The organism is Bacillus paramycoides, assembly GCF_001884235.1.
Lineage (GTDB): Bacteria > Bacillota > Bacilli > Bacillales > Bacillaceae_G > Bacillus_A > Bacillus_A paramycoides.
Genome location: NZ_MAOI01000101.1, coordinates 166,513 through 178,720 on the forward strand (window position 1 = coordinate 166,513; position 12,208 = coordinate 178,720).

The window sequence follows — 12,208 nt, forward strand, 5'->3', positions numbered from 1 at the left end:
GCTACCTTTCATTATAGCACTATCGAATATCATCTATAAACTTACATTTATAAATACAAATAAAAAAGATTGATGCGAATATTCACATCAATCTTTTTTATTATTGTTGTTTCTCGTATACATGGTAATAATACGTATACGGATTTTTTTCATCCGTTAAGCCTTTCTCTACAAAAATCTCTTTCCAATTTGTCATGTCTATTTCTGGGAAGAATGTATCTCCTTCAAATGCGTGATGGATTTTTGTTATATATAACTTGTCTACATATGGTAAAAAGAGATCATAAATTTGCGCCCCGCCAAAAATAAAAATCTCTTCTTCGTTTTTACATATCTCAAACACTTCTTCCACAGTATGAGCAACTTCACAACCTTCTACATGGTAATCACCGTTACGCGTTACGATAATATTACGTCTTCCTGGGAGCGGTCTACCGATTGCTTCATAGTTCTTTCGTCCCATAATAAGCGGGTGACCCATCGTTGTTTTCTTCACGTACTGTAATTCACTCGGTAAATGCCAAGGTAAGTTATTATCTTTACCAATTACTCTATTTTCGTCCATTGCGACCATAAATGAAACAATCATCTTTTCATCTCCTCTACAATTACACTGCAACCGGTGCTTTAATTGCTGGGTGTGGATCATATCCTTCTAATGTTAAATCGTCCATTTCAAAATCAAATACAGATTTCACATCTGGATTTAATGTAAGTTTAGGGAACGGACGTGGTTCACGTGCCAATTGCTTTTCTACTTGTTCAAAATGATTTGTATAAATATGTGCATCACCAATAGTATGAACAAACTCTCCTACTTCAAGACCACATTCATGTGCAATTAAATGCGTTAGAAGTGAGTAACTTGCAATGTTAAATGGAATTCCAAGGAAAATATCACCGCTTCTTTGATATAGCTGACAAGAAAGCTTTCCGTCTGCTACATAAAATTGAAATAGCGTATGACAAGGTGGCAATGCCATGCTTGGTACATCTTCGGGATTCCAAGCAGATACAATCAAACGACGTGAATCTGGTGTTTTCTTAATCATTTCAATTACATCTTTTAGTTGATCAAGTGTCTCACCAGCTGTCGTTTTCCAAGTACGCCACTGCTTTCCGTATACGTCTCCTAAATAACCATATTTCTTCGAAAAATCATCATCTTCTAGAACGTTCTTTTTAAACAATTCCATTTGTTCATCGTATTGCTTCTTAAATTCCTCATCTTGTTGAGAGCGAAGACCGAAATCTGTCATATCTGGACCATTATACTCATCACTTTCTACCCAGCTCTTAAACGCCCATTCATTCCAAATATTATTATTATGTTGTAATAAATAACGAATGTTTGTATCACCTTTCATAAACCAAAGCAGTTCACTTGCTACAAGGCGAAATGGGACTCTCTTTGTCGTTAATAAAGTAAATCCTTCACTTAGATCGAAACGCATTTGATATCCAAATACAGATACAGTACCTGTCCCCGTACGATCTTCTTTCTTAGTGCCGTGCTCCATTACATGACGGCATAAATTTAAGTATTCATATTCAGCATGTTTCATATGTAGGAAAACCTTCTTTCAATCTTATATGAGATTTATCATAACATGAAAAACATCAGATTTAATAATCTAAATTAATAAAAATACTTTCAATAATTCTTACAAAATTATTAACTTTCAATATTTAAAAAGGTTTTCACTTTTCTATTACAGAAAGTATAGTGCGGAACATAAAATTTATATTTGGAGGTTAGAAGCATGTCTAAAATCAAAGCCCCTGTTTTAAGTACGTTGCAACATACGATTGAGAAAATGATGAAAGATTTACACGTTCCAGGTACCGCTGTAGCTGTTATAAAAGGTGGTGAAGTAATTATTTCCGAAGGCTTTGGCTATCGAAATATAGAGAAAAAAGAAGCTGTTACTCCGCAGACACGATTCGCAATTGGTTCTGCAACGAAAGCATTCGGTACACTTTCATTAAGCTTATTAGCACAGCAAAAAAAGTTTAATTGGGATACTCCTGTCCAGACTTATATACCTAACTTCTCTTTATCTGAACTACTTGCTAGCTCACAAGTTACAGGACGAGACTTAGCTTCTCATCGCACTGGGGTAAGTCGTCATGATGCTCTTTGGTACAGCTCTTCTTTAACTCGAAAAGATATAGTAGAAAAAATAAAACATTTATCACTTGATGCTCCGTTCCGCACTGCATTTTTATATAACAACTTAATGTATGCAACAATTAGTTATATTGTGGGAAACATTACGAATCAAACATGGGAGCAATACGTTACAGAACATATATTAGAACCTTTAAATATGAGGCATACAAACTTCTCTGTTACAGACTCACAAAATACAGATGATTACGCATTACCTTACGCTGAAGATAATGGTGAAATGAAAGAAATTCCATTCCGAAATATCGATACAGTTGGAGCAGCTGGATGTATTAACTCTTCCATTGAAGATATGGCAAAATGGGTTCTGCTTCACTTAAACAAAGGAAAAACAGAAAATCATGATTTGATTTCTACTGAACTACTCCAAGAAATGTATACACCGCATACGCCAATCCCGGATCAGCCAATGTTATCAACAAGTGAATCACCATTAAATAGCTACGGACTCGGTTGGTTTATTAGCGCTTATCGCGGTTATAAACTGATTCATCACGGCGGTAATATTGATGGATTCTCTGCACTTGCATCATTCATACCAAATGAAAACATCGGTATAGTCGTACTTACAAACTCCGGACAAACTTTACTTCCTACTTATATTACAAAGCATATTTACGACGAACTTCTCGGACTAGAATTTATCGACTGGCATAATCGTTCTGTAGAAGATAGTGAAAAAATGAAAGAAATGATGAAAGAGGCAACTGAATCACTTCCTGAAGCAACAAAAGGAACTAGCCCTTCCCATTCATTAGATGCTTATACTGGAACTTTTGAACACCCTGCTTATGGAAGTCTAAAAATATTCAAACAAGATGATTCCTTACATGTACAATTTATGGATATGGAATTTCAGCTAAAACACCATCATTACGACATCTTCTCTGCATCAATTAGTTTGTTCCAAATGAAGATGGGTCTTTTATTCGCTTATGATATGAATGTAAATGGTGATTTTCCGACACTTCAATTACATATTCCTGCAACTTTAAGTACTCAGCCCCTTACATTCACTAAAATTGAATAGTAAATTTAATAGAGAGAAGCTTTCGCTTCCCTCTATTTTTTCTCAATTAGAAATTCCATCTAGAACTATTCATTTCCTTATTCGATTAAATAAATAATAAAAATAACGTTTCATGTGACATTGCTTTCTTATTAGCGCTTTACTGAATGTGGAAGAATCTCACGATTATTTGTGCTTTTAATTTTCTTATCCTTCCAAATAAATTTTTTCAAACACATAAACACAGTTACTGAAATAGCGACTCCAACTGTAACATCTGAAGCAAAATGAGCCCCTACCATAATACGACTAATTGGCACTATTATCATCCACAAAAGAATGAGAATCCAAACACCTATTTTTTTTCTTTTTAATGAAGCGAAATATTCTGGTAACAAGCTAAACCAAATGATTAACGCTGCATTGGCACTATGGCCTGAAGGGAACGACATAAACTCATCACTTTTGGTGATTCCTTGAGGTACAAACCATTTTGAAAACCCTTCAAACGATCCAATAGAAATCATATGACGATAACGTTCTCTACCCCATCCTAATTTTATTAGATTAAATGTAATTAATACAATAACTACACTTAGTAATCCAATTAATGCAATGTCTCGCAATCTTTCATCATCGTATTTGCTCCATGATTTAGAAATCATATAACAAACTACAATAAAGCAAATCATAAAAATTGGAATTGAAAATTTTGAAATGGTTAAATAGTGTACTAGCATAAATGACGCTATAAAAGCAAATAAAAGAATGATTACTCCATAGCCAGCTCCAGATAGATAATACCCTCTTGAACCTTTATTCTTTCTAGTTTTAAATAAATACATACTAGAAAATAAGGCAATAAGCATCGCTGGAATTTCTCCTATAGCCTGTAAAAAAAGAGCAATCTTATTAGTTGGTTCATATAGACTATTGGATATTTGTAAGTCTGTAAATGTAAAGATACATAGTAAAATAGCGAAGCTGGAAATTAATATCACTTTTTTATTTTTCACCATTTCCCCTACTTTCTACTATGCTTTAATATAAAATTCCCCATCTCAATTGCTAAATCTTCGCTCTGAGGATAGACTCCTACGTTATCTCCATAAGCGTGCCCCAACCCTCGATAAAGAACTGTTTCAGTATCTACTCCTTTTTTAGTTAATTTAGCTGCATACGCTAAACATTCAATCATTAAAAAATCATGCTCTCCTACCGTAATAAATGTACTTGGATAGTCTGGGGATACATCAACATATGGACTTAAATACTTAGAATTAATTTCTTTCGTACCAAGTACTTCTGACATACCTCCAACCATTGAATGCATAATATTAAGCATTTTTTCTAATCCTTTTTTATACTTAGGAGCAATTTCATATTTGTCTATACTCCAAGAATAAAATTCATCTTCATAATCACACATATTAATTGTAGGATATAGAAGTAGTTGCCCCTTAACGAGATTTCTACCATCTTCCATGTCTCTAGTAGTACAATACTGTGTTAAGTTACCTCCTGCACTATCACCAGCAACAAAGATATTATTCTTATCACCGCCTAATGTATCAGCATTCTCATAAATCCACTTTAAAGTAGTGTAACAATCTGTATGCCCCGTTGGAAAAGGATTTTCCGGAGCTAATCGATAATCCACAGAAACGGCTAGTATATCTGTTTTCTCTACTATCAATTTCACAAGCTCTTCTACCACATCTGGTGATCCTGCCATAAATCCGCCACCATGAATGAAGTATAAAATTGGTGCATTCTCTCGTTTAGAACTACTGTTATAAATTCTTATCGGAATATCAAATCCATCTTCAGCTTTAACAGTTTTATGCACAATATTAATGTCTTTAGTGACAATGGGAACACTTTTAATACCATTAAATTGTTTTCGCATATTCTTTACTGATTTTTCAGAAGCATCCATTTTCATCATATTTTTAGGCATAAACCTCATTACATTCATTTGAACCTTTGTGTCCTTATAAAGACGTGGATCCATAGCCCCTTTTTCATCGCAATCTGGTATATTTTTCACTAGGACTTTTGCCCCCTGTACGTTGATAGTTTCTTGTTTTTCTTGAATTTTTTCTAAAAGGTCTAAATCATATTTTCTAGTCATCCAGTATTCATCCTCTCTTGTTTTAAGCGCTTTCATTTTTCGGGTTAAATATATCCCTTTGAATCTCACTTCATCTACTATCACAAAATTAAAAACGTTCCATGTACAAAATGTAACATGGAACGCTTCTTTATTGTTGTTCATATTTGATTCGATTATTGTCATTTTTTGATATAATTTTCTTCCTATACTGTAATGGTGTGTATCCATATTTGTCTTTAAACTGTGAAATAAACGATTTTACATTTGGAAATCCGTGTTTTACTGCTATATCTTGTATAGAATTTGTACTACTAATAATATCCTTATAAGCTTTATAAAGTCTGTATCTTGTTAAAAAAGAGGTGAAATTTGATCCAAAGGTTTTTTTGAACATACGGGAAAAATGTTCTTCACTTACAAAAAAGTGTTTTGCTACATCTTTCAGTTTAAGTTCTTCATCGTAATGTTCATAAATATATGTAATCATCTCTTTTTGTCTATTTCCAAGTTGAAAATCATTTTCTACATTCTCCACATCTTTGCAGTAACGCAATAAAATATAAACAATTTCATACATCAAACTGTTAATTTTTATATAACTTAAATCATCAGATTTTGTGACTAACTCCTTTAATTCATAAAATATTTGTTGGAGTTTTGTTTTCTGAACGACTGATTCTTTTATATTGAATCTATATTTATCAAAATCTTCATTTACCTCTTTAAGAAATTCATAAGAAATAATTAACATCATTACTGCACAACTTGTATTTTCAACTTTTTCAAATTCGTGAACATCACCACTATTTACAAAAATAAATTCGCCAGCGGATACTTTCTTTTTTTGCCCATTCACACACAAAATAATTTCTCCAAATACTACAAGGCTAATTTCAATACTTCTATGCCAGTGCGGTGGAATATAATAGTGAAAATCAGTTGGAAACATTGTATCCTCTATATATTCAACCATTCCTGGAATTCTATCACGTAATTTTATTTCTTCATATTTTCCTTGCCTGACTTTCAATAGTCCACCCCCTTATTTTATTATAAAATAGACGTCAAGTTTCTCATTACATTCTTGCATTCGATGTATACGCAACTTCTACAATAAATCCATTCGGGTCGTAAAAATCGATCGTATAGTAACCATCCGAATAATGATTCATTTCAATAGGTCCATGTATAACCTTCATCTTAGTACTAGCAAGAAACTCTGCTACGTCATCAACTACTCCTCTATTAATAGCTTGATAACAAATATGTCTCGGCCCTAATGATTTTGCAATTTCCTCGTCTACTTCTTTAAAATATATTTCACTTTCTCCTGTGCTATATGCCACTTCATTTAATTTTCTCCATCCAAATAAAGGATAATAAATGTACAGCACAGAATTCTTTTATTCAACTAATCAAATTATAAGGAGGAACAGTTGTGTACACAGAAATTTTTAAAGAAGTTGTTTCAATTACTCACCACGATTACTCGGGATGCCTTGATAAAAAGGGATGGGACGACCCTACTCCATATTTAAACAAGATTGAACAATTAGAGAAACACGGAGAGTTAACACCAGTACAATTTACTGAAATTGTAGGAGATTACTTATTAGACTTTAAAGATAATCATATGTTTTTCAAAATGACTTCAAAAAAACAACCACTTAATAGTGTCGGGTTTCAAGTTAAACGATTTGAAGATCAGCTGTACATTACATCAGCTAACCAAGAAAAACGAATAAAAAAAGGACAAGCTATTCTTGCATTAGATAACATAAAAATTCCTGATCTATTAATAAAATATAAAAAATATTTAAATGAGACTACATATGAGCGTGAAAAATGGGACTACGTTTTATCAAAGTCATCCAATTGTACAATTATAGATGGAGATGGAGTAATCCAAACTATTACTTTACTAAAGTATAAACGAAGTGATTACACGCCTATCTATTCATTAGAAAAGTATAATGAGGATACACTCTTAATTACTTTGACGGACTTCACAAATACTGAAGCTGTTAATAAATTAATAGATACATACAAAAACGAGCTTGATTCTTTTCCGAACTTAATTATAGACGTCCGAATGAATCTCGGTGGAAGTGATGACGCGTTTTTTAAATTACTTCCTTATTTATTTGAAGATAAAGAGATCTCCCTCTTCGATTCTTCAGATACAATGCAATTAAATCATACAGTACGAAACTATCATTTACGAATGAAAGATTTCGAAAAAGAAAATTATAATTCTTTAGACGAACTTTCAAAATTATTCACTGATATGTTTATTCAAGATTTAAAAAAGAATTATAATAAAGGGTTCGTTACATTTGATACCTCTGGATTACCATTAGAACTGCAAACATTAAAAATACACGGAAGAAAAATGCCAAGTAAAGTATTATTACTAACAGACGTAACATGCGCAAGCTCTGGCGATTCCTTTGTAGAAGTAGCAAAAAAATCATCTAAAGTGAAAGTAATAGGTCGCCCTACCGCTGGTGTAAATGATTATTCTAATTTAGCAGTAATGGAATGGGCTGATACATTTGCTCTTTACTATCCCACTTCAAGGCTTTCTATTATTGATAAAGGGGAAGGAATGTCCGGTGTTGGAATACAACCGCATTTACATATCCCTTGGACGCCTGAACATATACAAGAAGATGTAGACTTGAAAGTAGCTTTACAGCTCTTAAACCAAGAAGAATGGTAATTAAAAAGTAGGTGTGAGATAACACACCTACTTTCCCTACTGATTATTAGCCCACACCAATCGGGCTTTTACGGGCAGCCCTACTCCCACCTAACTTCCTTGCATTCGCCAAATTTTGAGGTGGGAGTCTTAATGCCCGCAAATAGCGGGATAAACATAAAAAAAGAACAAGATTTTCTCTTGTTCTTCATTAAGACAGCCATTTCGGCGGCACATTCGTATTCCAATAAATATTTCCTAGTTCATGATGTCCTGAGTATCCATCATCAAAACGATGATAGTGGAAATTAAAATAATATCCATCTTGCGGTGGATGATCTCTCCTCACGTGAAATCGCAGTAAGTCATTTCCTGTTTTCGTATCATATACATGAAAAATCTTTTCATTATTTCCACCAGCTGGTCTTTGGGATATTGCTAATGATTGTAACGATTCTTCTGGCACATCATTTGCAAGTTCCGCGATTGCTTCTTCAATTTTAGGTAATACAATATCTTTAAATTCATCTTCAATTACAGGCCCAATTTTAGAGCCGAACTTTTGCATAGATTGCTTCTCAGCTTCTTGCATCGCATAGTTAACAAAAGTATCGGTGGTTAACCTTTCATTCGTTTCTTCATATGTATAGGACGTTTGCTCCAAATTTTGTTGCCTAGTTGTAGTAGGCTTGTCCGCTTTTGCATTATCAAGCAAAATGGAAGGAGGCGTCACTAAACCAAATGTAAATACGGTAATTAATGCGACTAAGGTTTTTCTAAACCAATTTGGCATTTATATTCCCTCCCCTTTTACTCATTATATCTTATATAACGGTTGTTTCTTCTATTATACAAAATGATTGTAATTTTTGCACTTTACAAATTTGTTAACGTTCACATATTTTTCACTTGAATATGACATTGTAAGATTTCATACACTATATATACAACAACAATGAGGAGGCGATCAGATGACTTTAGATGTCATGTACTCCGCCGTAAGTATTCTCGTTTTAGTATATTTTATTTACCAATGCATCACAGACTAAAAAAGAGCCTATTCGGCTCTTTTTTACGGTAAAAATACAATCCATCCAATTAATAATATGAAAATAACTCCAATGATTACTGCTGACAATAAATAAAACTGAGAAAGTATAACTGTCCCGTATATAATTATCGCTGGAAGTAATAAATAACGATTTATCTTCCATCTTAACAATAGTAATTTTCCTTCGTCACAATATAAATGAAGGAACATTTTCTTCGTGAATTCATTCCAATAATCACGTGCATAGTGAGCAATTGCAAGTAAAGCAAATACAAGAATAATAGCTGTTATCCACCTCGGAGTCACGATAATACTTACACTACTTATTAATACAATTTGAACATAAAACATTAAAGCACTACTTGTACGCAAAAATTCTTTTAAAAAAGATTCAATAATGCGTGAATCAGCTTTTTTACCTAATATTTTTTTAGAATGAGGGAACATCCACGGTTTTTTATTCGAATTACTCGGTTTCGCCGCATGTCCACCAACTTGCATAATCCCTCTCGTCCAGCGCATACTTTCTTCTTTTTCTTTCTCGACTTCTTTAAAAAAGTAATTTTTATAATTCATCTTTTCTTTTACTAAGACTACAGTAAGTAAAGCTGCTAGACCGATAAAGAGTATGGAGAACAGTGGATTTTTATAAATGAAAAATAAACTGATTCCAAAGAAAATTAATCCAAAAGAAAATAGAACATTTTTTATAATCCATAAAACCCATCGTTTCCCTACACGTACATTTATGAATCTCATCAACAACGATAACATAAATCGAAAAACAGTAAAGAAAATCCAAAATAGTACGATTTGTATAATTGTCGCTCCCATACTTTTCATCAATAGCGGTAGCATAATGAATACTACAATTACGTTCGTTATTGCAATCCGAATAAACGTATATATCATGCCGAACTTCATTAATCTTTGCATATGATTTGGGTACGAAATTAAAAATAAACTATCTGCTTGCTCAAAAAATGAGCGAACTCCTCTTGAAAATGTAACAAAGTAAAACGCGAGTAAACCTAATCCAAAATAAACGGTCTCTTCCATAGATATTTCCTTCATCCAAAGTGAACGATAATATATCCCCATAAATATAAGTGCTGGAATAATAATATATAACGCTACTGTCCAATCAGCTACAGAACGAATTGACTTCCATTTTCTTTGCAATTCATGACGTAGCCTTTTATTAAACTGTTGTTTAATCATGCTGCTCCCGCCTTACAATTGCATCAAAACAATCTAACAGTGTGCTTCCTGGCATCTCTGCTAACGATTGTATCGCCTCTAAATGCCCATCTGCTACTAAAATACCTTGCGAAATGAGTAAAAACCTTTCGCAAATTCGTTCAGCTGTATCTAGTACGTGTGTACAAAGTAAAATTCCTGCGCCCCGCTCTTTTTCTTTATATAAATAGTTTAAAAATTCTCGAGTTGCCACTGGATCTAAACCGATAAAAGGCTCATCAATAATATAAAAATCCGGTTCCGTTAAAAACGCGAGTATTAGCATCGATTTTTGTTTCATACCTTTTGAAAACTTCGATATGTATTCATGTATATGTTTTTCCATTCGGAACGTATGTAATAATCCCTTTGCCCTATCCTCCCAGCTTCCTACTTCATTTCCACGTGCAGCCATTAACAATTCAATATGCTCCCATAAAGTTAAATATTCATAATACGTCGGATGCTCTGGTACATATGCATATGGATTTTTCTTTTCACCAAACGAGATTTCACCATCCATATTGACAAGTAAACCGAGTATCGATTTAATTGTCGTACTCTTTCCTGCGCCATTTGCGCCAATAAGAGCAACTAACTCTCCTTTTTCAATTGCAAATGCAATATCATGAACTGTCTTTTCACCAATTTCATATCCGGCTGAACGGATATTCACTTCTAGCATACATTCCCCTTCTTTCCATTTACAATACAATCAAGGAAAATGATAACATATCCCTCTTAATATAGTATTATACCATTTCTAAAATATTTGTTTCGGTAGCAGGAAAAAACACATTTTAACAGAATATTTAATGTTTGAAGTTTTTAATTTAAATGGAGTTGATCATATGTCATTTCAAATTCGTGAAGCAGTCATAAATGATATAGATACATTATGTTCTCTTACAAAAGAGTTAAAAGGCTCTTTTATATCACATGAGGATATGAAAAATCGTTTGCAATTTGTGAGAACGAGTCCTTTTGATTTTTTATATGTTTACGAAGAAGACAATACTATTTTCGGATTACTAGGATTTCGTATACGCGAGAACTTAGAGGATGTAACGCGTTATGGCGAGATTTCAATTATTAGCGTAGATTCTACAATACGCCGAAAAGGTATCGGACAAGTTTTAATGGATTATGCAGAACAATTAGCAAAGAAGCATAATTGCATTGGAACGTGGCTAGTTAGTGGTACAAATAGATTAGAAGCTCATCCTTTTTATAAAAAATTAGGATATGAAGTAAATGGATATCGATTTGTTAAACATTTTTAAACTACATACACATAGAAAGGGCTGTAACTATGAACAACATCGAAGCAATTTTCATTGATCGTGACGGAACAATTGGAGGTGATACTACAATACATTATCCAGGCTCTTTCACATTATTTCCTTTTACGAAGGAATCTTTACAAAAATTAAAAGCTCAAAATATAAAACTTTTCTCTTTTACGAATCAACCGGGTATCGCAGATGGAAAAGCGACTGTAAATGATTTTACGAAAGAGTTAATAGAGTTTGGTTTTGATGATATTTACCTTTGTCCTCATAAACATGGTGAAGGATGTGAATGCCGCAAACCAGGCACAGGGATGCTCCTGCAAGCAGCGGAAAAACATGGGCTTAATTTAACAAAATGCGCTATAATTGGTGATCGCTGGACTGATATTGTTGCTGGTGCAAAAGTAAATGCAACGACAATATTAGTTCAAACTGGCGCTGGATATGACGCCTTACATACGTACCGAGATAAATGGGCGCATATTGAGCCGAATTACATTGCAGAAAACTTTGAAGATGCTACGAATTGGATATTAAATCAACGATAAGATAAGTTAAATTTTTCCTCATAACTTTCTCCTTTTGACTATTCTTTTCCTAAATGCCAAA

Annotated in this window: 13 protein-coding genes; 4 read left to right on the forward strand and 9 right to left on the reverse strand. The window is 33.3% G+C overall.

From position 1 onward, the window contains the following. Nucleotides 1-100 precede the first annotated feature (100 nt). Nucleotides 101-589 carry a dihydrofolate reductase gene (locus tag BAU28_RS21840; RefSeq protein ID WP_071719956.1) on the reverse strand — a complete coding sequence of 163 codons (489 nt, stop codon included), beginning with the start codon at nt 587-589 and terminating at the stop codon, nt 101-103. 19 nt (nt 590-608) lie between these two features. Further along, nucleotides 609-1,565 carry a thymidylate synthase gene (locus BAU28_RS21845; RefSeq protein WP_071719957.1) on the reverse strand — a complete coding sequence of 319 codons (957 nt, stop codon included), beginning with the start codon at nt 1,563-1,565 and terminating at the stop codon, nt 609-611. Between the two features lie 198 nt (nt 1,566-1,763). On the opposite strand from BAU28_RS21845, the gene BAU28_RS21850 reads away from it, so the two are divergent. Next, entirely contained in the window at nt 1,764-3,221 is a 1,458-nt protein-coding gene (locus tag BAU28_RS21850; RefSeq protein ID WP_071719958.1) for a serine hydrolase, read from the forward strand. Nucleotides 3,222-3,352: 131 nt separating this feature from the next. Here BAU28_RS21850 and BAU28_RS21855 read toward each other — a convergent pair whose 3' ends face one another. From BAU28_RS21855 to BAU28_RS21870, 4 genes are all read right to left on the reverse strand, one after another. Next, on the reverse strand, nt 3,353-4,216 hold the full coding sequence (locus BAU28_RS21855; protein ID WP_071720004.1) for a phosphatase PAP2 family protein: 864 nt from the start codon (nt 4,214-4,216) through the stop codon (nt 3,353-3,355). Nucleotides 4,217-4,224: 8 nt separating this feature from the next. Continuing rightward, the gene (locus BAU28_RS21860) at nt 4,225-5,334 is read right to left on the reverse strand and encodes an alpha/beta hydrolase (protein ID WP_071720005.1); all 1,110 of its coding nucleotides are present in this window, start codon (nt 5,332-5,334) and stop codon (nt 4,225-4,227) included. Between the two features lie 130 nt (nt 5,335-5,464). Beyond that, nucleotides 5,465-6,346 (reverse strand): AraC family transcriptional regulator, encoded by an 882-nt coding sequence (locus BAU28_RS21865; RefSeq protein ID WP_071719959.1) that lies wholly within the window; start codon nt 6,344-6,346, stop codon nt 5,465-5,467. A 46-nt stretch (nt 6,347-6,392) separates the two neighbouring features. After that, nucleotides 6,393-6,710: a VOC family protein gene (locus BAU28_RS21870; RefSeq protein WP_338062017.1), complete on the reverse strand. Its 318-nt coding sequence runs from the start codon at nt 6,708-6,710 to the stop codon at nt 6,393-6,395. Nucleotides 6,711-6,754: 44 nt separating this feature from the next. Here BAU28_RS21870 and BAU28_RS21875 point away from each other — a divergent pair, with 44 nt between their 5' ends. Further along, complete coding sequence (locus BAU28_RS21875; RefSeq protein ID WP_071719960.1) at nt 6,755-8,038, forward strand: S41 family peptidase; 1,284 nt, start codon at nt 6,755-6,757, stop codon at nt 8,036-8,038. Between the two features lie 190 nt (nt 8,039-8,228). On the opposite strand, the gene BAU28_RS21880 is transcribed toward BAU28_RS21875, so the two are convergent. From BAU28_RS21880 to BAU28_RS21890, 3 genes are all read right to left on the reverse strand, one after another. Then, nucleotides 8,229-8,810 (reverse strand): YpjP family protein, encoded by a 582-nt coding sequence (locus BAU28_RS21880; RefSeq protein WP_071719961.1) that lies wholly within the window; start codon nt 8,808-8,810, stop codon nt 8,229-8,231. A gap of 279 nt (nt 8,811-9,089) precedes the next feature. Continuing rightward, the gene (locus BAU28_RS21885) at nt 9,090-10,289 is read right to left on the reverse strand and encodes an ABC transporter permease (protein WP_071719962.1); all 1,200 of its coding nucleotides are present in this window, start codon (nt 10,287-10,289) and stop codon (nt 9,090-9,092) included. Then, entirely contained in the window at nt 10,282-10,992 is a 711-nt protein-coding gene (locus BAU28_RS21890; protein WP_071719963.1) for an ABC transporter ATP-binding protein, read from the reverse strand. Before BAU28_RS21890 ends, BAU28_RS21885 begins: the two co-directional genes overlap by 8 nt. 166 nt (nt 10,993-11,158) lie before the next feature. On the opposite strand from BAU28_RS21890, the gene BAU28_RS21895 reads away from it, so the two are divergent. Next, nucleotides 11,159-11,590 (forward strand): GNAT family N-acetyltransferase, encoded by a 432-nt coding sequence (locus tag BAU28_RS21895; RefSeq protein ID WP_071719964.1) that lies wholly within the window; start codon nt 11,159-11,161, stop codon nt 11,588-11,590. A gap of 29 nt (nt 11,591-11,619) precedes the next feature. Continuing rightward, on the forward strand, nt 11,620-12,147 hold the full coding sequence (locus BAU28_RS21900; protein ID WP_071719965.1) for an HAD-IIIA family hydrolase: 528 nt from the start codon (nt 11,620-11,622) through the stop codon (nt 12,145-12,147). Nucleotides 12,148-12,208: the final 61 nt, after the last annotated feature.